The sequence below is a fragment of the Proteus cibi genome, from assembly GCF_003144405.1.
Lineage (GTDB): Bacteria > Pseudomonadota > Gammaproteobacteria > Enterobacterales > Enterobacteriaceae > Proteus > Proteus cibi.
Genome location: NZ_PENW01000020.1, coordinates 144686 through 166032, shown reverse-complemented (window position 1 = coordinate 166032; position 21347 = coordinate 144686). Strand labels below are relative to the sequence as shown.

At 38.6% G+C, this 21347-nt stretch carries 22 protein-coding genes; 18 read left to right on the top strand and 4 right to left on the bottom strand.

All coding sequences use genetic code 11. The features are described 5' to 3' along the window. The first annotated feature begins 255 nt into the window (after positions 1-255). The 4 genes from DK865_RS13070 to DK865_RS13055 all read left to right on the top strand — a co-directional run bounded on the left by DK865_RS13070 (position 256) and on the right by DK865_RS13055 (position 3774). Positions 256-1095 (top strand): ABC transporter substrate-binding protein, encoded by an 840-nt coding sequence (locus DK865_RS13070; RefSeq protein ID WP_023583224.1) that lies wholly within the window; start codon positions 256-258, stop codon positions 1093-1095. Positions 1096-1202: 107 nt separating this feature from the next. Continuing rightward, positions 1203-1940, top strand: coding sequence for an amino acid ABC transporter permease (locus DK865_RS13065; protein ID WP_109392116.1), 738 nt, complete (start codon positions 1203-1205; stop codon positions 1938-1940). Position 1941: 1 nt separating this feature from the next. Further along, positions 1942-2694 (top strand): amino acid ABC transporter permease, encoded by a 753-nt coding sequence (locus DK865_RS13060; RefSeq protein ID WP_109392115.1) that lies wholly within the window; start codon positions 1942-1944, stop codon positions 2692-2694. A 96-nt stretch (positions 2695-2790) separates the two neighbouring features. Next, entirely contained in the window at positions 2791-3774 is a 984-nt protein-coding gene (locus DK865_RS13055) for a DNA cytosine methyltransferase (RefSeq protein WP_023583221.1), read from the top strand. A gap of 14 nt (positions 3775-3788) precedes the next feature. Here the strand turns inward: DK865_RS13055 and DK865_RS13050 are convergent, their stop codons facing one another. After that, positions 3789-4685, bottom strand: a complete 897-nt coding sequence (locus DK865_RS13050) for a hypothetical protein (RefSeq protein ID WP_023583220.1) — start codon at positions 4683-4685, stop codon at positions 3789-3791. Positions 4686-5288: 603 nt separating this feature from the next. Between DK865_RS13050 and DK865_RS13045 the strand changes: the two genes are divergently transcribed. From DK865_RS13045 to DK865_RS13035, 3 genes are all read left to right on the top strand, one after another. Continuing rightward, positions 5289-5519: a Txe/YoeB family addiction module toxin gene (locus DK865_RS13045; protein ID WP_228407787.1), complete on the top strand. Its 231-nt coding sequence runs from the start codon at positions 5289-5291 to the stop codon at positions 5517-5519. A 132-nt stretch (positions 5520-5651) separates the two neighbouring features. Further along, positions 5652-7004 (top strand): NCS2 family permease, encoded by a 1353-nt coding sequence (locus tag DK865_RS13040; protein ID WP_023583218.1) that lies wholly within the window; start codon positions 5652-5654, stop codon positions 7002-7004. An 80-nt stretch (positions 7005-7084) separates the two neighbouring features. After that, complete coding sequence (locus DK865_RS13035) at positions 7085-7396, top strand: monooxygenase (RefSeq protein WP_036914347.1); 312 nt, start codon at positions 7085-7087, stop codon at positions 7394-7396. 49 nt (positions 7397-7445) lie between these two features. Here DK865_RS13035 and DK865_RS13030 read toward each other — a convergent pair whose 3' ends face one another. Both DK865_RS13030 and DK865_RS13025 read right to left on the bottom strand, forming a co-directional pair. Beyond that, positions 7446-7994 carry a GNAT family N-acetyltransferase gene (locus tag DK865_RS13030; RefSeq protein ID WP_109392114.1) on the bottom strand — a complete coding sequence of 183 codons (549 nt, stop codon included), beginning with the start codon at positions 7992-7994 and terminating at the stop codon, positions 7446-7448. A 2-nt stretch (positions 7995-7996) separates the two neighbouring features. Next, complete coding sequence (locus tag DK865_RS13025) at positions 7997-9469, bottom strand: glycosyltransferase family 39 protein (protein ID WP_023583216.1); 1473 nt, start codon at positions 9467-9469, stop codon at positions 7997-7999. Positions 9470-9657: 188 nt separating this feature from the next. Here DK865_RS13025 and yihI point away from each other — a divergent pair, with 188 nt between their 5' ends. The 5 genes from yihI to DK865_RS13000 all read left to right on the top strand — a co-directional run bounded on the left by yihI (position 9658) and on the right by DK865_RS13000 (position 15085). Further along, entirely contained in the window at positions 9658-10155 is a 498-nt protein-coding gene (yihI, locus tag DK865_RS13020; protein ID WP_023583215.1) for a Der GTPase-activating protein YihI, read from the top strand. Between the two features lie 224 nt (positions 10156-10379). Further along, complete coding sequence (locus tag DK865_RS13015; RefSeq protein WP_023583214.1) at positions 10380-11825, top strand: DUF4026 domain-containing protein; 1446 nt, start codon at positions 10380-10382, stop codon at positions 11823-11825. A gap of 397 nt (positions 11826-12222) precedes the next feature. Beyond that, complete coding sequence (gene feoA / locus DK865_RS13010; RefSeq protein WP_036914344.1) at positions 12223-12459, top strand: ferrous iron transporter A; 237 nt, start codon at positions 12223-12225, stop codon at positions 12457-12459. Positions 12460-12507: 48 nt separating this feature from the next. Then, positions 12508-14835, top strand: coding sequence for a Fe(2+) transporter permease subunit FeoB (feoB, locus tag DK865_RS13005; RefSeq protein ID WP_109392113.1), 2328 nt, complete (start codon positions 12508-12510; stop codon positions 14833-14835). 19 nt (positions 14836-14854) lie between these two features. Then, positions 14855-15085, top strand: coding sequence for a FeoC-like transcriptional regulator (locus tag DK865_RS13000; protein WP_109392112.1), 231 nt, complete (start codon positions 14855-14857; stop codon positions 15083-15085). 130 nt (positions 15086-15215) lie between these two features. On the opposite strand, the gene bioH is transcribed toward DK865_RS13000, so the two are convergent. Then, positions 15216-15986, bottom strand: coding sequence for a pimeloyl-ACP methyl ester esterase BioH (gene bioH / locus DK865_RS12995; protein ID WP_109392111.1), 771 nt, complete (start codon positions 15984-15986; stop codon positions 15216-15218). Positions 15987-16024: 38 nt separating this feature from the next. On the opposite strand from bioH, the gene gntX reads away from it, so the two are divergent. From gntX to glpD, 6 genes are all read left to right on the top strand, one after another. Next, complete coding sequence (gene gntX, locus DK865_RS12990; protein ID WP_109392110.1) at positions 16025-16717, top strand: DNA utilization protein GntX; 693 nt, start codon at positions 16025-16027, stop codon at positions 16715-16717. Between the two features lie 60 nt (positions 16718-16777). Next, positions 16778-17356: a Fe-S biogenesis protein NfuA gene (nfuA, locus tag DK865_RS12985; RefSeq protein WP_023583208.1), complete on the top strand. Its 579-nt coding sequence runs from the start codon at positions 16778-16780 to the stop codon at positions 17354-17356. Positions 17357-17534: 178 nt separating this feature from the next. Continuing rightward, positions 17535-17861: a thiosulfate sulfurtransferase GlpE gene (gene glpE / locus DK865_RS12980; RefSeq protein WP_036914342.1), complete on the top strand. Its 327-nt coding sequence runs from the start codon at positions 17535-17537 to the stop codon at positions 17859-17861. A gap of 19 nt (positions 17862-17880) precedes the next feature. Continuing rightward, complete coding sequence (gene glpG, locus DK865_RS12975) at positions 17881-18720, top strand: rhomboid family intramembrane serine protease GlpG (protein WP_023583206.1); 840 nt, start codon at positions 17881-17883, stop codon at positions 18718-18720. Positions 18721-18759: 39 nt separating this feature from the next. Further along, positions 18760-19518 (top strand): DeoR/GlpR family transcriptional regulator, encoded by a 759-nt coding sequence (locus DK865_RS12970; RefSeq protein ID WP_006534541.1) that lies wholly within the window; start codon positions 18760-18762, stop codon positions 19516-19518. A gap of 309 nt (positions 19519-19827) precedes the next feature. After that, complete coding sequence (gene glpD / locus DK865_RS12965; protein WP_023583205.1) at positions 19828-21321, top strand: glycerol-3-phosphate dehydrogenase; 1494 nt, start codon at positions 19828-19830, stop codon at positions 21319-21321. The last annotated feature ends 26 nt before the right edge of the window (positions 21322-21347 follow it).

Genomic DNA, 21347 nt, shown 5'->3' with positions numbered 1-21347 from the left:
AAGGACTGAGTCCAGTTCAATACCGAACTCAGTCTTTACCTAACTAATTTAAACTGTCCAATAAATTGGGGTCAGTTCATATGTCGCTGTTTTTTTATTTTCTCATCAATGAATCCCCCTTCTAGCTCAACGTGTTTCCTCATCTTATTCCTTAAAAGCATATCCATATCAATTTTTATTATTTTATGAACTTAGATCAACTTGATAGCGTGATATCCAACATAACGATGATAATTCTTTTCTTTGGGGTGAATAATGAAATTACGTGTTTTGGCAACCGCATTAATTGCGAGCTCAGTACTTTTCTCTGGTATTGCAAAAGCAGATAAACTCGATGATATAAAAAAAGCAGGTGTAGTACGTATCGCGATTTTTGATAGCAATCCTCCTTTTGGCTTTATTGATCCTCAAACCAAAAAACTGGCAGGTTATGATGCAGATATCGCCAATGAAATCGCCAAAGATTTAGGTGTAAAACTGGAACTGCGCCCAACAAACCCAGCAAACCGTATCCCACTTTTAAGTTCTAAGAAAGTCGATTTAATCGCGGCTAACTTCACCATTACCGATGAACGCGCTAAGCAAGTTGATTTCTCTGTTCCTTACTTTGCAACAGGACAAAAATTTATTGCACGCAAAGGGGTTTTAACTAATCCAGAACAAATTCATTCACTGCGTATTGGTGCTGATAAAGGCACCGTTCAAGAAATCACTTTACGTGAACGTTATCCTGACACCAAAGTGATCTCTTATGATGATACACCTCTCGCTTTTGCTGCATTACGTAATGGTAACGTACAAGCAATCACACAAGACGATGCAAAATTAGTGGGTTTATTGGCAAATCTTCCTGATGCCATTAAAGCAGATTTTGAAATTTCACCGTTTAGCATCACTCGTGAATACCAAGCTGTTGCAGCTGCTAAAGGTGAAGAGCGTTTAATTAATGAAATCAATAACACGCTATTAAGATTGGAAAAAGAAGGTAAAGCAGATCAGATCTATAACCGTTGGTTTGGTCCTGAAACAAAATCAGCTCAGCCTCGTGGCGATTTCAAATTTGCCCCACTATCAGAGCAAACACCACAATCTTGATCCTTAAAGTGTAATCACTTTCTTATTTCATTAAAAACAAAGTTATTCCTTTATTAAAACACCGACCCCGCTTCTGCGGGGTTTGGTGCCTACAATAGGCCTATTATATGTTTGAGCAATTTCTTTCACATTACCTTCTTGAGCCACACTATTTACGCTGGCTCTGGAGTGGTTTTCTAATTACCTTGCTTATCTCTTTTTGGACTATTGTCATTGCAACATTAATGAGCTTTGCCCTTAGTGCTGCAAGAGATAGTGCTTTTGCACCATTACGCTGGTTAGCCACTGCTTATACTTCACTATTTCGTAATACTCCACTGTTAGTACAGTTGTTCTTTTGGTATTTCGCCTCAGGAGAAATTCTGCCACAAAGTGTCATGATGTGGCTAAATACGCCTCATGAAGTTTCTTTTTTAGGGCTCACACTGTCCTGGCCTTCATTTGAGTTTTTAGCCGGTATTGTCGGTCTCACATTTTACTCAACCCCATTTATTGCTGAAGAGCTCAGAGCCGGTATTCAAGGTGTTAAACAAGGGCAAAAATATGCGGCTTTAGCACTAGGCTTAACACCGTGGCAATCTATGCGTTATGTCATTTTACCTCAAGCTTTTCGTATTGCTCTGCCACCTTTACTCGGTCAATACATGAACGTGATAAAAAACTCATCACTCACTATGGCTATTGGTGTTGCAGAGCTTTCTTACGCATCAAGACAAGTCGAAACCGAATCATTACGTACTTTTGAAGCCTTTGGTGTTGCAACTATTCTTTATATTGCGGCGATAGCCTTAATGGAAGCGTGGGGACAATGGCATCAGCAACGTAAATTAGCACAAGGGTATTAATATGGACTTTACTGTTATTGCTGATAACTGGCAGTACTTACTCTTTGGTGCTTATCCTGATGGGCCTTTAGAAGGTGCAGCGCTGACCGTGTTTATCAGTATCATTGCGGGTATTGTATCTATTATTTTAGGTACCTTAGGTGGTATTGCTCTGGCTATGCTCCGAGGTGTCTGGGTTAATCTTTTTGCGGCTTTTTTAGGCTTTTTTCGTGCTATTCCTGTCATTATGTTGATATTTTGGGTCTATTTTCTCTTGCCCGTTGTATTGGGGATGGAAATACCTGAGATCACCACCGTAATTTGTGCATTGGCGTTAATTACATCGTCTTATATTGCACATGGCGTTAAAGCGGGTATCTTGGCGATTGGGAAAGGTCAGTGGCAAGCAGGGTTATCGTTAGGCTTTAATCGCTGGCAAGTACTGTGGTATATCGTATTGCCACAAGCATTACGCATGATGGTCCCTTCGTTTATTAATCAGTGGATAGCCTTAATTAAAGATACTTCATTAGCTTATGTCGTCGGTGTCGGCGAGCTTTCTTTCTTAGCCACACAAGTCAATAACCGTAGCATGGTTTATCCAATGGAAGTCTTTCTGTTTGTTGCTTTTATCTATTTTGTGCTCTGTTTTTCATTGGAAATAATTGCCAATAGAGTTGCTAAATTATTCTCAACACAAAAAGAAAAACGCCCTTTTTGGCAAATGGTGTTGCCGATAAAAAAGAGACCATTTGTTGAGAAGATTGTCGGTTAAGACATTACTAATCTAAAAAGATATGTAAAATAGCTGGCCTTTTATCCATAATAATGTAAAAATATTTGCTAGTTTAGCTGATGAGTATTCAATAATATGTCTTTAAAAATAGTATCTCTTTTTTCTGGTGCTGGTGGTTTAGATCTAGGATTCAAAAAAGCAGGATTTAATATTATCTTTGCTAACGAGTTTGATAAAGACATATGGGCTACATATGAACATAACCATCCTGAAACATATTTAGATAAAAGAAGCATTACATTAATTAATGAAAATGAAATTCCTCAGTGTGATGGAATTATTGGTGGTCCCCCTTGTCAAAGCTGGAGTGAGGCTGGTTCAAAAAAAGGAATTAATGATAAAAGAGGTCAGTTATTTTTTGATTTCATTAGAATTTTGCGCGCTAAACAGCCTCTATTTTTCTTAGCTGAAAATGTGAGTGGTATGTTAGCACCAAGGCATAAAGATGCTTTAGAAGAAATAAAAAAAACATTTGAAGATGCTGGATACAAACTTTATTTTAAACTGTTAAATGCGACAGATTATGGAATTGCACAAGATAGAAAACGTGTCATTTTTATTGGCTTTAGAAAGGACCTTAATGTTCATTATACTTTTCCATTACCCGTTGAAAATAAATTAGTCTTAAATGATGTAATTAAAGACCTTAGTGATAGTGCAGTACCTGCAATAAATAAATCAAAACCTAACTCTAATGTCAAATTCTCTAATCACGAATATATGACTGGTGGATTTTCTTCGATGTATATGTCAAGAAATAGAGTGAGAGCTTGGAATGAACCCTCTTTTACTATTCAAGCCGGAGGGAGACATGCCCCCATTCACCCTAGCGCACCTAAAATGATAAAAGTAGAACCCGATAAATTTATATTTGCTGAAAATAAAGATAAATATAGACGTTTAAGTGTTAGAGAATGTGCAAGAATACAAAGCTTTCCTGATGATTTTATATTCAAATATAGTGATTTAAATCATGGTTATAAAATGATAGGAAATGCAGTAAATGTCGATTTTGCTAAAATATTAGCAAAAAGTATAATACAAGCACTTCCCGTTTAAAATAGCAACCTAACTTAAATTTTTGGTTTTATTTTTTCTATATCAATATCTGAAAAATTATTTATTCCAAGGGCAATGAGACATGATTTAATTTTAGGCATCATGTCTCGTTGCCCTGTAAAAACTAAAGGTTGATTAAAAATAAAATTTGGATATAACCTACCTTCTTTTATTAACCACTCTATTGCAACTGCCAATGCTCTTGGTCCATCGGCTTTATTCGCTTGATATCTAAAGTTATTAGCAGTAAAAACAAGATAAATATCTCCAGCATCATAATGCTCTAAGTTAATTAAATCATCAATAATAGATTGAGCATTTCTATATTTTTCTCGATTGCCATAAAGGATATATTCTGCGATACCTGAATTTTCTTTTATATTTCCATTAATAATAGCGTTTCTTTTTTCTATGGATTGATTTTCACCTTTAAAAATAACGCGAATAATTTCCTCATTACTTAAATCTAGTTTTACACTTAAATTTCTTTCTTTATTTGTAACTTCCAGCTTCCATCCTAATGTAAAATATGCATCACTAACATTATTTCGTGTTTTTAAACAAACTAAGTTCTCAATATCTTTAAACTTTTTAGTTATTTTTTTAGTGTTTTCAATTAAAATATTTGACCAATTAGGACCTAATAAATCTTCAGCTACAGATGCTGTTAATTTATTTGCTAAAAAATCAGCATCGTCTTTTTTTACTGATATTTTAATTTCGGACGATATGTTTTTATCAGTATTCCTTAGTAAAACATAAACATCTGTTTTACATTCCCCACCACCATATCTAGGGTGTGGTTTATATGCTTGGACATGATTATAAGACTCATCAGCCCAATTCAGAACACCATTGAAACTATTAAACAGTTCAATAATATGATCTTCCAAATCTCTATAAACAGCCATATTAATGGTCCTTTTTTATCTAATTTTTATTAAGAATTTTTAATTATACTACCAAATTAATTTTATAAAATAAGTCTGTTACAAATACAGATTTCAATGTGTAATATCTTCAGCAGAATTTATAAAATATCAGACATGTATCTTTTTGATAACACGATTGATTGCTCTTTAAGTTCGGTTCTGGCTTTATTTGTGTAGGATAAAATGAAAAATATTTTTGGGAATCCTTTGTCTATAAGCTTGTCATTCCCAAATTATGCATTGTTGGATTTGCTTCCGCGTCTATTTAAACGACAAGCACATAGTACTACCGCTCACACATAGCTTATTACAGGCGTCATTACTTTCTTAAAGATGACTTATATAATCTTAGTTAACCCTCAGATAAATATGGATATTAATACTGTCTTTATCTCTGCTTGTTTGATACTTACAATTGATAATATCTTAATGAAATTAGTCACCAATTTACCAATAGCGCTTGCACCAGCGATGAGACTTAACATCTTTTTTTTGTAGTTATCGATGTACTAGGCTAAAGCAATTTAGCCTTTTTATTATGCTTATGATCCGTCCTAAATAAATTATCTTTATTGACAACAAATAGATAAGAAAATAACTAAACGCATTAACGAACTCATAAAAGATATAAAAAGAACACTGTTTAGCGAAATAGGTAAACCAGAGCCATTGAAACATAATTTAACCGTTTTTTGGTCAAGACGGATCACTGATAAACATCGTCTCATCTACCGTGTTACTGATCCCGCTGTAGAAATTGCATCATGTCGATACCATGATTACCCCCTTACCTTTATCCAATTTAACGCTTAAAGGATCTCAACCTATTTTTAAGCTTTAGATTTGCCTTCTACGCAATCGATTACTTTTTTAGGTGCAGTTCTGGTTTTATTTGTGTAGGATAAAGCGAAAAACATTTTTTTTTGGGATCTTTTGTCTATGAGCATGTCATCACCAAATTCTGGTTCACAGGGTTTGCTCCAACGTGTGTTTAAGCTACAAGAACACGGTACAAACGCTCGCACTGAACTGATTGCGGGTATCACGACTTTCTTAACGATGGTTTATATTATCTTCGTTAACCCTCAAATTCTCGCTGCTGCCAATATGGATATTAAAGCCGTCTTCGTGACGACCTGCTTAATTGCGGCTTTCGGCAGTATTTTAATGGGATTAGTGGCAAATTTACCTATCGCCGTTGCCCCTGCGATGGGTCTAAACGCTTTCTTTGCCTTTGTGGTTGTTGGTGCAATGGGATATTCATGGGAAGTCGCTATGGGTGCAATTTTCTGGGGCGCAGTGGGTCTGTTTTTATTAACCCTCTTTCGTATTCGTTATTGGATAATTGCCCATATTCCATTAAGTCTCCGTGTAGGTATTACGAGCGGTATCGGCCTTTTTATCGCCATGATGGGACTAAAAAACTCCGGTATTATTATTCCTAATAATGACACTATCGTAACTATCGGTAATTTTGCTTCTCATAACGTATTACTGGGTGCATTAGGCTTTTTTATTATCGCCATTCTTGCCGCTCGTAATATTCATGCTGCAATTCTTATCTCAATTGTGATCACCACTGTCATTGGTCTTCTCTTAGGGGATGTTCAATATCAAGGTATCTTTGCGATGCCTCCTTCTATCACAACTGTGGTAGGTAAAGTGGATATTGTCGGCGCGTTAGATATCGGCCTTTCTGGTGTAATTTTTGCCTTTATGTTGGTTAACTTATTTGACTCATCAGGCACTTTAATTGGTGTCACTGATAAAGCGGGTTTAACTGATGACAAAGGCAAGTTTCCACGCATGAAACAAGCATTATATGTCGATAGCTTAAGCTCTGTTGCAGGCTCGGCAATGGGGACATCTTCTGTTACTGCGTTTATCGAAAGTACTTCAGGTGTTTCTGTCGGTGGGCGTACCGGTTTAACTGCCGTTGTTGTCGGTATTCTTTTCCTACTCGCGATCTTCTTATCACCACTCGCAGGCATGGTACCAAGCTATGCAACCGCAGGCGCACTGATTTATGTGGGTGTATTAATGACATCCAGCCTGACACGCGTAAAATGGGATGATTTAACAGAATCTGTTCCTGCCTTTATCACCGCAGTCATGATGCCATTTAGCTTCTCTATCACAGAAGGTATCGCACTTGGTTTTATTGCTTATTGCGTGATGAAAGTGGGTACGTTTCGTTGGAAAGAAATTAATCTATGCGTTGTGATTGTTTCACTGCTATTTATTTTAAAAATATTACTGATTGATACTCATGTGATTGATTTAAATTCTTTATTCTAATATTCAATAAATTAAGATCATGATGATACAGACAAAACGGCACCAATAACGTGCCGTTTTTTATAAGAAAAGAGGTGATTATGCACGTAATTCTACAAGTCGATTTCCCGTATCATGGTCCTTTCGGTGATGAAATGACACAAGCTATGGATGCATTATCTGCATCAATCAACCAAGAGCCTGGCTTTATCTGGAAAATTTGGACTGAAAATAAAGAAACGCAAAAAGCGGGGGGGATTTATCTTTTTGATTCAAAAGAAAACGCTCAAGCTTATTTAGATAAACACAGTGCTCGATTAAAATCTTTTGGTATTCCAGAAGTACGTGGCGATATATTTGCAGTAAATCAGGCGTTAAGCTTAAAAAATCAAGCCTCTTTTTTGGCTAAGTAGCTAAAAGCACAAGTGCTATATAACACTTGTGCTTTTCTATTTTCTACCATTACGCGACTTTCGTGGGCAATAACAAACCAAAAACAATCGAATCAGAAATCTCATCACCCACTATCCAACGCTGTTTTAGATACCCTTCTTGTTCAAAACCTAATTTCGCTAACAACGCTGCAGATGCTTTATTATCAGGGTGGATATCTGCTTCTAAACGGCGAACAGATAAATGTGTTTGAAGATACGCAATAAACGCGACCATTGCTTCTTTCATAATGCCTTTACCTTGATAAGCCGTATCAAGGCAATACCCTATTTCGCCACGTCGTGAATTAGGGTAATGATTAAAGAAAACACACATGCCCATAAGTGCATTTGTTGTTTTATCTATCACCGCTAAACGCAGGTACTCTTTTCTTTCCATATGCGTAATATCTTGAATAATATCTTCCTGAGCTTCTTGCAGTGATTGCCAAGGGAGATGGCTCCAATAGCGCGTCACTTCAGGTGAACTCATGATCTTAAACCAATCTTCACTATCCCCCATTTCAAAAGGACGCAATCTCAACCTTTCCGTTTCAATCTGAATATCAGCGTAACGCATTTCTACTTTTCCTTATGTGTTTTTGGCGCCACAAAAGCAATACAAACGGGTTCCGCAATAGCATTTGGCTCGGAACGAAACATTATCTCTTGAGTATCGGCTATTTTTAAACTCGGCCAGTGCTTTAATCCTTCATCAAAATGTGCTTTTTCACAGTAATAGCCCACTTCACTCACCAAGACGACACCTTTTTCTTCTAATTGTTGAAGTGTGATATATCGATTATAAATATTAGGAGGTTGTACATTCGCTTCTAATACCCAAGGCTGTGAAGATAATGGTCTATCTTTGCCATAAAAAGTCACCCATTCATGCATATATTCGCCACCCACATACGCAAGTGGTGTGTGATAATGCTGATGCCAAGCTTGTTCAACATCTTGCACAAAGGTTTTTACGCCAATAAATTTTTGACCTGCATTACGTACATTAGCAGCTTGAACGACGGTATAACCAGAAACAACTAACATACCCCAAACACCTAAACCATACAGTGCGCCACGTAATGGACGTTTAGGCATGACACTGATTGAGCCCACAAAAAGTGCCGTCGCAATCGACATAAAGGGTTGTAGCCACTCGCTAATACGGCCACCTTCATGGAAACTAAACCAAATAAAAATAATCGTTAATGGGAACAGCAAAATAAAATTAAGCAATTGGCTATCTTTAGAAGCAGACCAACTCACGCGTCCACCATAAAAACGTAAAATCCCCCACATTAAAATCACAGGATAAAAAACGGTCAGTGCAGCACGAGTTGTACGTAAATTAAAACGGCTTTCGATTTGTGAATCGACCCACTTAAAAGCCGCAAAATCGGTTTGCCATAACCAAATCAAATTGGGAATAACAAAAGCAAACCAAATAGCCAACGCTAAATAGAAATAGGGTGAACAATAGCTTGCTCGAACTTTAGGTACAAAAAGGCTTGATAGAAACACAGAACCAATAAAAGCTAATGATGAATATTTCCCCATTGTGGCAATACCCATCGTAATTGCGAAGCCAATCCAATATTTTTGATTATCATTAATGGCACAAAGGAAAAAATAAAGTGCCCATGCCCAACAGCCCACTAGAATATAGTTATCGTTATAAGGGATAATATCGAAGTTGATGATGCCAGATAAATTAAGTCCCAACATGGCAAACCATGCAAGGTTCGTATTACGTGTCAATTTATAAGCTAAATTCCAGACACCTAATAGTCCAATGGCAATGACAATAAAGTGGATAAAATACCAATAAAAGCTAAAATCGATACCGCCGTAAATAGCCGGTGTCATTATAAAACCAACAAACCAAGGATTTTTGGGCGAACCCCACCCGCCATTAGTGCCCCAATTGACAGCCTCAACGGCATCATAAGGCACGGTCGGGTCAAAGAGATAACTCACTAAGATCCAAAGTGTCGCATAACCAATAACCCACCAATATACTGGTTTACGTAATTGTGCAGATGATAATGTCATAATAAATAGAAAGTTAAGTTCATTAATTTAGTTTAATCGTTAATTGACGTTACAACACAGCAAAGTATAGTGAAACGAACTGCACATTGTACGTGAGCAAAAATTAAATTGTCTTAAATTTGCGCTTTTATTGAAAATTTGTTTCTGATAGATTGCGCAACCAAGAAGATCACTATCGAGTTACCATTATGAATATGATTAAAAGAAAACCCGCAGCTAAAACACGTAAGAAATCGCGTGAAGAGCTAAACGCGGAAGGACGTGAGCGTAAACGTCAAAAGAAACACCGTGGCAATCCTGCCGGTAACCGTCAGCAGGAAGCGGAAAATAAACAGCAACTGCAAAATACAGCGCCCAAAGATCCACGTATTGGTAGCAAAAAACCGATCCCTCTAATTGTGGGCGATGCACCAAAAGTTGCGAAGAAAAAACCTGCGCCAGTTAAAGCAGAACCTGTTCGTTTAACACCTGAACAAGAGTTAGACCTGTTAGAAAACGATACACGTTTAGATGAATTACTGTCTCGTCTTGAAAACGGTGAAAAACTCAATGCAGAAGAACAGGCTTATACTGAGAAAACCCTTGATCGCATTGACGAATTAATGGTTGAGTTAGGTATTGAGTTTGAAGATGATGACGATGAAGAAAAAACAGAAGACATCATGCAACTACTGAAAGGCAAATAATCAAAAGGCGAATCATTTGCCTTGATCGCCTTACATTTAAAGGATATCAATAACTTATTGATATCCTTTGTTTTTATAACACTATCTCTATTTTACTTTTCATTTAAATTTATTATTAACAATAGAGTAAATAGCCCCTTCAAGCTCAGATAACTCCATCTATTCCTCCCTTGTTATCCCTGATATCCTATTTTTCTATCTTTTATATACGAGTGATAAAAAATATGGATAACAAACAGCAGTACTTAGATATCGCAGCTGGGCAAGGGGAAAAAGTGCCCTCTCGTATAGTGGCTTTCCCTGCACAGCCACTAAACTATGCGCTCATTGAACAACGCCTAGAAGAACAGACCGATTACACTGATGGTGAAATAAATTATCTAAGTGAAAATATTGACGACGGTTTTTTCTATCGTTGCCAGCATGGTGATGACGAATTACATTTTTTTGTCTGTCTTTACCCTCGTGATGAAAATTACGAAATACGTCCAATGTATTCGACTGATGAACTCACACCACAGCGACTCGCGCATGCAAATGCGACAACTCAAGATTTATTATTAGAAACACTTTTTACTGAAACCCTGCATCCTTTAGCGAGCTATCGTCATCAACTGAATTTTCTTAATATCATCGCACCCGAAATGGTTTTAGCATTAGATGAATCAGCAGCGGGTAAAGCATTAACACCTGAATGGGTCCGCTTCCAATTAGAGACGCCAGATCTCTACCCTGAAGTAGAAAGCTTATATGTTATTCATGCAGTCTATGACACAGAAAATGATCCACCAACTATGTTCTGGTTCCATACACATGGATTAGCGCGCTGTGGTTTAACAGAAGTCGATTTAGTTATTCCAAGTATGCTTGAATCTTACTATGGTATTCCTGATCTCTTCCGTTGCTTTGTGAACAACAGTATTAATCATCGCCAAATTGAATTTGGTGAACCGATGTTGTGTGGTCAAACATCATCAGGCTTAGAGTATCTTGTTGCATTACCTTTTGAAGAAGGTATTCGCCATATTAATCAATCAACGCCTCTTGATAGCCTTAGACCTTTAGAAGAAATGCGTTATGACACGGAAGGGGCACCAAATGGTGTATTCTTGGGTGATTTAGCCGATCGTGATGAATATCATCAACATCCTTCCTCTATGCTATTTAGAACCAATGAAGAAAATCCTGTTTTAGAAACCTTCTTTAGAGGTTATGAAGAGCAACAAGCGATGATGCTACTGCGTAGCAATGAAGAAACCTATGAGATGTCTGAAAAAGCCAAGCGACGCTGGGAATACTTCGTTTCTATGTTTGATAACTACAATCAACCCCCTATTGAGAAAAAAAGTGGTTTTCTCTCCAAACTATTAGGAAAAGACAAACCCGAAGAGACTGAAAATCCTTGGCAGTTTATGATCAAATTCGGTATTCCTTATGGTGAAGAGGAAGAAAAAGAGCTAGAGCATATGTGGTTTGTGCCACAGTCTCGTGATGGAGACACCGTTTATGCAAAATTACTCAACGTGCCATTTTATGTTAAGGATATGCAAGAAGGTGAAATCTATCCTATTAATATCGCATTAATAACGGATTGGGTCGTTTCATACGAAGACAATAGTTATACCCCGAACAATATTTACCAACTTTTTAGCCACCAGCAAACTCACTAATTAACGGCTATTTACAATAACAACGCGAGCTTTTCACTTAAGCTCGCGAGCTTCATATTCTTGAAATCTACTTTTATATTGTGAACCGTTAATATCATTAGTTGATTGTTATTTTGTTGCTACACTGACATTTCAATCCTTCACATTCTGTTTTTGTCTAGTAACAGATAAGGTAAACAGTCCATTTTCATCTCAATATCTTTTCTCTGATTGATTTAAATCAAGTGCAGATACGCGTAGACTAGGCTAAATTATACCCAATAAGGATAATTATAATTCTCATTAGCATTAAAAATATTTATTATAATTAACCTGACTATTATTATGTGAATTCTCATACACGTTAATACTTATCAGTATCATTGTTTTTTGTATCAATATTCGTGGAAGGACGATTATGTCTCTGATCCCAAATCACAGTTATAAAATCTTGAGCTACTCACCTCAGATTAGCCCTGCATACAGACAGAAATTATTGTCTTTAGGTATGTTACCTGGCGCTGTGTTTAACGTTATTCGTATCGCTCCATTGGGTGATCCTATTCAAATAGAAACACACCGAGTATCCCTAATTTTGAGAAAAAAAGATCTCGCACTCATTAATCTTAGCGAAGTGGTTCATAACGAAAAATAATCGTTATTTCTCATTCAACCAGGCAAGACAACTATTGGCATCACTATTATGACTCCTCTCACTATAGGTCTTATCGGCAATCCCAATGCCGGTAAAACAACACTCTTCAACCAGTTAACAGGCTCTCGTCAGCGTGTGGGGAACTGGGCGGGTGTAACGGTCGAACGCAAAGTTGGCCGTTTCACAACGGCAAATCATAAAATTGAGCTCGTCGATTTACCCGGAACTTACTCTTTAACGACAATATCAGAACAGACATCGCTGGATGAGCAAATTGCTTGTCATTTCATTTTAAGTAATGAAGCAGACATGCTGATTAACGTGGTTGATGCATCAAATCTTGAGCGTAACCTCTATTTGACATTGCAACTGCTTGAGCTCGGTATTCCATGTATCGTGGCATTAAACATGCTCGATATTGCAGAACACCAAGATATGCAAATTGATATCAAGGCACTTTCAGAGCAATTGGGTTGCCCTGTTATTCCAATGATTTCAACCAAAGCGTCAGGGATTGATAAGCTCAAAGAAGCTATTGATACCTTCCCTGCGGAAAAGAAAAAACCACAAGAATTGCTGACGTCTTATCCACTATGGTTATTAAATGAAGTCGAGGTACTTGCTGAAAAAATTAATCATGATGAGTTTAATTTACAGCAACGTCGTTGGATGGCATTACAGTGCTTAGAGGGTGATATCTATACTCATCAACGCGCCCAAATCACGACAGAAGACATCAAAACCATTCGTCAACGCATTCAGGACGAACACAATAATGAACCAGAATTAGTCATCGCTGATGCCCGTTATCAAAATATTGAGCGCATCTGCCATACCGTGATTAATATGGAGTCCATTAAGCCGAATATTCTGACACAAAATATCGATAAAGTGATATTAAACCGTTGGTTAGGTGTTCCTATCTTCTTGTTTGTTATGTATTTAATGTTCGTTCTAGCAATTAACATTGGTGGTGCATTACAACCTGCTTTTGAAGGTGGCTCCGAAGCTATCTTTATTCATGGTATTCAATGGATTGGTGCAACTTTTAACTTCCCTGAATGGCTAACGATTTTCCTTGCTCAAGGTGTCGGTGGCGGTATCAATACCGTTCTACCATTAGTGCCACAAATCGGGATGATGTATCTCTTCTTATCTATTCTTGAAGATTCAGGTTATATGGCTCGTGCCGCATTTGTTATGGATAGATTAATGCAGGCTTTGGGTTTACCGGGTAAATCATTCGTACCACTCATTGTCGGTTTCGGTTGTAACGTGCCTTCCATTATGGGTGCGCGGACTCTAGATGCACCCAGAGAGCGATTGATCACCGTATTAATGGCACCATTTATGTCTTGTGGCGCTCGTTTAGCTATCTTTGCGGTATTTGCGGCAGCTTTCTTTGGTAAAAACGGCGCAAGCGTTGTTTTCTCACTTTATCTTTTAGGTATTGTGGTTGCTATTCTTACTGGTTTGTTGTTAAAGCACACCATTATGCGCGGTGAAGCCTCACCGTTCGTGATGGAACTGCCTGTTTATCATGTTCCCCACGTTAAAACCTTACTGTTACAAACATGGCAACGTTTAAAAGGTTTCGTCGTTCGTGCAGGTAAGGTCATCATTATTGCGAGTATGTTTATTGGCGCACTAAACAGTTTTACCTTTTCGGGTAAACCTGCGGATAACATCAATGATTCGGCATTAGCTTCTGTCAGTAAAGTGATCACACCATTACTGCAACCTATTGGTGTTCACAATGATAACTGGCAAGCAACCGTTGGTTTAGTCACGGGGGCAATGGCAAAAGAAGTGGTTGTAGGAACATTAAATACTCTTTATACCGCAGAAAGCATTGTTAATGAGCCATTTGATCCTGAAGAATTCGACTTGTGGGGAGAAATTGGTGATGCATTTGGTGAGACATGGGATAGCTTAAAAGAGACATTCACTTTAGCCGCACTTTCTAACCCCATTGAAGCCAGTAAAGGTGATGGTGAAATGGATACGGGAACGATGGGCACAATGGGGGCAAAATTTGGCTCAGGTATTGCTGCTTATAGCTACTTAATCTTTGTTTTACTGTATGTACCTTGTGTTTCAGTGATGGGAGCAATTGCGCGTGAAACCAGTCGTGGCTGGATGACTTTCTCTATTCTTTGGGGATTAAATATTGCTTACTCACTGGCTGCGCTATTCTATCAAACCGCAACCTTTAGTGAGCATCCACAAAGTAGTGGTATCACCATTGCGGCTGTAGTTATCTTCAACTTAATTTTGTTTATCTTGTTGCGTAATGCGCGTAGTCGCCTAACAATTAACTTAAGCAATAAGCCTTCATTGGCAAAACAGTGTTGTTCAAAAGGTAGCTGTCACTAAGTGACAAAGGAAAAAGAAGATGGCCAGTTTGATAGAAGTACGTGATTGTATCGCCCTTAATGGTCGAGCCGATGCCCGTCTTATCAGCCATCAACTCAAGATGCCTGAACCTTTGGTACAAGCAATGTTAGAACGGCTCACATTGATGGGTAAGCTTGAAGAGGTCGAGGTGGAAGATTGCCTCACAGGCAGTTGTAAAAGTTGCCCAGAGGCAACCGCCTGCCAGACAAAGCTTTATCAATTACGCTAACTATTTGTTAAATATCGCTTAAAAATAAAATCCCTTACCAAGGTAAGGGATTTTTTTGTCTTATCGTTAATGATGACATTTTTTATCTTCTTAAACTGCCCCAAATAGGGGGCAGTTATTAATAAATTGATTACTTAAGAGAACAAGCATTAATTAACGCTTGCGTAAATTCATCAGGATGAGAAATAAACGGAGCATGGGCTGCATTACGGAAAATAACCGAAGGTGATTGAGGATAAATAGCATCTAATAATCCAGCCACTTTCCGAGGAACTAATCCGTCTAAATAACCATAAAAACGAATAAAAGGACAACGCAACGCTTTCAATTCTTCTCGTAAATCTTCAGTTCTCAAAATTTCTAATCCGCCATTAAGCACTTCGACAGAAGGTAAAGGTTGCTCTAACACCACGGATTTTAATGCCTTCATATCTTCACGCGCACTTTGAGTACCCAATGTTTGCAGAGCTAAAAAACGTTCAACTGTACGATGAAAATTCTCATTTAACTGCTGTTCAAATCCTCTTAAAACCTCAGGTTTGATACCAGGCCAATCGTCATGAGCACCAAAGCAAGGTGAAGAAGCTACCGTAATCAATGCTTGCACATTATTAGGGTTATCCAACGCAACACGGCTCGCAACTAATCCACCTAAAGACCATCCTAACCAAATGGCATGATCGGGGGCTTTGGCAAAAACAATCTCTGCCATCTCTTTTAATGTGAGCACAGAAAAACCTTGGCTACGGCCATACCCAGGGAGATCAACAAGATGCAGTGTAAAATGCGAGTTTAGTCGCGGTATTAATGATTGCCAGACCTCTGCATTCAATCCCCATCCGTGTAATAGCACAAGATGCGTTTTTCCTTCACCTATGGTCTGCCAATACAATTTATTCATTGTTATGCTCTCTTCTCTTTAGTACAGGGATTTTCATTATGTGGATAACAATAGCAGGATATTGTTGGTTATGTCGTCAACCCTTACATTATGATACTAAAGGTATTTGCTCGAGTTGTATTCGCAATTTACCTAAACAGCATAACCGATGCCCATGCTGTTTATATCCTTCATCTCACGCTATGATGCTATGTGGACGCTGCTTACAATCGCCTCCACCATGGAAACAGATGTTGACAGTCACTGACTACCAACCGCCATTAAATAAATTATTGCACCTTTATAAATACCAACCTCGCCCTCAAATAGCGTTATGTCTTGCACGACTTTTTCTATTGCGATGGCTTTCACATCGGCGAGAAAATTTGGTGCAAAAACCCGATAGAATTATTAGCGTTCCTTCGCATCGTCATCGCCTTTGGTCTAGAGGCTTTGAGCAAGTAGAAGCTATCGCTAAGCCTTTGGCAAGGTGGCTAAATTGTGCTTATCAACCGGATACCCTGATAAGAACTCGTGCTACACTGGTGCAAACGCATCTTAATGCCAAGCAAAGGCAACAAAATTTAAAGAATGCATTTGTATTAAATACCACAGTGTCGGTATCAGGGAAAAATCTGGCACTAATTGATGATGTTATCACTACAGGCGCGACATTAAAGAGTATTGTCCCCTTGTTATTTCGTGCGGGAGCACGCTCTGTTGAGGTATGGGCGATTTGTCGAACCTTGTAGTTAACCGCCAATTGGGCGTATGATAACCAACCAGAACAGTCAACTATTGAGCAAGACGATATGATTATTATTACTGATGCCGCACAGGCGCATTTTGCCAAACTACTGGCTAACCAAGAACCCAACACCCAAATTCGTGTATTCGTTATCAATCCGGGCACACCGAATGCTGAATGTGGCGTTTCATACTGCCCACCGGATGCCGTAGAGCCAAACGATACTGAAATTAAGTTCGAAAAACTTTCTGCGTATGTTGATGACATCAGCGCGCCTTTCTTAGAAGATGCGGAAATTGACTTTGTCACTGACCAACTGGGCTCACAATTAACCCTGAAAGCACCTAACGCAAAAATGCGTAAAGTCGATGCTGATGCACCGTTAATTGAACGCGTAGAATATGTACTACAATCACAGATTAACCCACAATTAGCCGGTCATGGTGGTCGCGTTAGTCTAATGGAAATCACTGAAGATGGTTATGCTATCTTACAATTCGGTGGTGGTTGTAACGGTTGTTCAATGATTGATGTCACATTAAAAGATGGTATCGAAAAAGAACTGTTAAACCTGTTCCCTGATGAATTAAAAGGTGTGAAAGATTTAACTGAACACCAACGTGGCGAACACTCCTACTACTGATCCCTCAGTATCACATCCCCTATGATACTCACCTGCACTGATATCATGGGGGATTTGTTTATTAAAATAATCATTTACAAAGTGTAACGCCATCTTTACCTATTTGACGTTATGATAAATGTACGTTCTCTCGCTCAGAACAAATAAATCAATTAACAATATAATAAATAAGACAATTATGGATAAGTTTCAATTTCTTAGCATTGAACAAGCCTATCAATTCTGGACCTCTCAAGCGGCGATATTAGTTGATGTGAGAGATCCTCAGAGTTACCGCATTGGTCATGCTACCGGTGCATTTCATCTCACCAATGATACGCTAAACCAATTTTTACAAGATGCTGACTTTGATGTGCCTGTTATGGTGATGTGTTATCACGGTCATAGCAGTCAAGGTGCAGCTCAATATCTGGTCAATATGGGCTTTGAAACCGTTTATAGTGTTAACGGTGGTTTTGAAGCATGGCTAAGAGAGTTTCCACAAGCGATAACTTCTCTGCAATAACTACAGATGAGTTTTGTTAATGATCCATATTATTACGCTTTCTAACCCTCAAGCAGCTGATTTGTTTGTCAATTACATGGCAACAAAAGGTGTACGTATTCACGCAAAAAATGAAAATCAGCAGATCTCACTTTGGTTAGAAGACCAACATCAGTTGGATATGGTTGAAAAAGAACTAAATACTTTTTTACGTGAGCCTTTTCACCCACGTTACCAAGCCGCAAGTTGGCAAACTGGTGATCCCCAAAATACGAGTATCAACTATCGCCCAGCCTTTTCGATAAAAAATATGGTGCAACGATCAGGCCCATTAACGGTGCTGGTGGTAATGTTATGTACCCTTATTTTTATTTGGCAACAAGTGGTAGGCGATTATGAGGTTATGCTCCATCTAGCATGGCCTTATACAGAGAGCTTGAACGTTGAAATTTGGCGCTATATCACCCCTGCGTTTGTTCATTTCTCACTAATGCATATCGCCTTTAACCTTGCAATGTGGTGGTATCTCGCCAGTCAAACAGAACAACGATTAGGTACAGGTAAATTATTCGTCATCATGTTCGTTTCTGCGCTCTTTAGTAATTGGGCACAATCACTGTTTACACACTCCAATTTTGGTGGACTTTCTGGTGTTGTTTACGCATTAATTGGCTATGTCGGCTTAACGGGAATGCGTAATCCAGAAAAAGGTATTGGTGCTCCAACAGGCTTACTCGTCTTTTCGATTTTGTGGATTGTTGCGGGTTATATGGGCGTTTTAGGTGACTCTATCGGAAATACTGCACATTTTGCAGGCTTCCTTATCGGCTTATTGATGGCTTTGTGGGATAATCGACATCAATTATCTCGTAGATCATAATAAAATTAACATGATATTTTTTAACATTAGGGGATACCTGTGAAGCAAACGCAACGACATGATGCCATCATTGAACTGGTACGCCTACAAGGCTATGTCAGCACTGAAGAATTGGTGGAGCATTTTGAAGTCAGCCCACAGACAATCCGACGTGATTTAAATGAATTAGCGGAAAAGAACAAAATCCAACGTCATCACGGTGGTGCGGCATTACCTTCAAGCTCAGTGAATACGGCTTATCATGATCGTAAAATTATGTGGTCTGATGAAAAATCACGTATCGCACAACGAGTAGCAAGCTTAATTCCTGATGGTGCAACACTGTTTATTGATATCGGTACAACACCTGAAGCTGTCGCACATGCATTAATTAACCACAAAAACCTACGTATCGTGACCAACAACCTCAATGTGGCAACGTTACTGATGGGCAAAGAAGACTTTCGCTTAATTCTTGCGGGTGGTGAAGTGCGTACACGAGATGGTGGTATTGTCGGTGAAGCTACGCTTGATTTTATCTCTCAATTCCGTCTTGATTACGGTATTTTAGGGATAAGTGGCATTGATATGGATGGCTCTCTACTTGAGTTTGATTACCATGAAGTTCGAACTAAACGCGCAATTATCGAAAACTCACGCTGTGTAATGTTGGTGACTGACCATTCTAAGTTTGGTCGTAATGCGATGGTAAATTTGGGTAATATGAATCTAATCGATTACTTATTTACCGATCAAGAACCCCCCGCAGGTATCCAAAAAATTGTCGAACAACACAACGTTCAACTCGAATTATGTTAATTGAATAAAATCCTCAAAAAGTACCTTATCAGGTACTTTTTTTTCGCCTATTCCCCACTAAATTCTGATTAACTCATTCTATTTACTCTCTTTTTTGACTTACCCACTCTCTTTTTTATTAATACATTAACAATGTTGCTTATTTTTAATAAACACACAAAACATGTGGATATGATAATAAATTGTTATCCATATCACGCGGTTATGTTTTTTATCAGTTATATAGTTGGCATTTTCATCAAACTTCATTACAATTATGAGCGAAAACGAACATTAAAGAATTGTTTCGCGCATTCGTAGGAGGATGTTATGAAAACTCAAGACTTGATTGTCATCGGCGGCGGAATAAACGGCGCTGGAATTGCGGCGGATGCAGCTGGCCGAGGCCTTTCAGTACTTATGCTGGAAGCTCAAGACTTAGCAAGTGCGACATCTTCCGCAAGCTCTAAACTTATTCATGGTGGTTTACGTTATTTAGAACACTACGAATTTCGCTTAGTGAGCGAAGCACTGGCAGAGCGTGAAGTGTTATTGCGCTTAGCACCACATATCGCATTTCCAATGCGTTTTCGCCTGCCACACCAACCACACTTACGCCCAGCTTGGATGATCCGTATTGGTCTATTCCTTTATGATCATTTAGGAAAACGCGTCAGCCTACCAAGCAGTAAAGGCATTAAATTTGGTGCAAACTCTGTTTTAAAACCAGAATTAACTCGCGGTTTTGAATATTCAGACTGTTGGGTTGATGATGCGCGTTTAGTGGTACTCAATGCACAAGAAATCGTCCGTCGTGGTGGTGAAGTACGCACACGAACTAAAGTCACCCGAGCTTGGCGTGAAAACAATTTATGGATGGTAGAAGCACAAGATTTACGTACTGGTGAAACATCGCTCTATCAATCAAAAGCACTTGTCAATGCTGCTGGCCCTTGGGTTAAAACACTGTTTGATGAAGGCTTAAAACTGAAATCCCCCTATGGTATTCGCTTAATTAAAGGCAGCCATATTGTTATTCCTCGTGCGCATAACGAACCACAAGCTTATATTTTACAAAACGAAGATAACCGTATTGTTTTCGTCATTCCGTGGATGGATGAGTTTTCTATCATTGGTACAACCGATGTGGAATACAAAGGCGATCCGAAAGATGTCGCGATTGATGACAACGAAGTTCAGTATTTACTGAAAGTGTATAACGATCACTTTAAAAAGCAGTTAACCAAAGAAGATGTGGTTTGGGATTACTCTGGCGTGCGTCCATTATGTGACGATGAATCAGACTCACCACAAGCGATTACCCGTGATTACACCTTAGATGTTCACGATGATAATGGTCAAACACCACTATTATCTGTATTTGGTGGTAAATTAACGACTTATCGTAAATTAGGTGAACACGCTGTTGATAAACTCGTTACTTACTTCCCGAATATGGGCAAACCATGGACTAAAAATGGTCAATTACCGGGTGGTAATTTAGAAGGCTGTGATCGTGATGGTTATTCACGTTTAATTCGTCAACGTCATCCGTGGTTACCAGAAGCACTGGCTCTGCGTTTTGCTCGTACTTATGGTAGCAACACCGAATTACTGCTTGAAGGCATTACTGATCTAGCGGGTATGGGCGAAAATTTCGGTCATAACTTGTATGAAGCAGAATTACGTTATTTAGTGAAACATGAGTGGGTTATCGAAGTTGATGATGCTATTTGGCGTCGTACCAAACTGGGTATGTGGCTAAATGACGAACAAAAACAACGTATTATTGCGTGGTTAGCAGTAAATACACAAAATTCATAAGAATAGTCACCCTATTCTCTGACTCT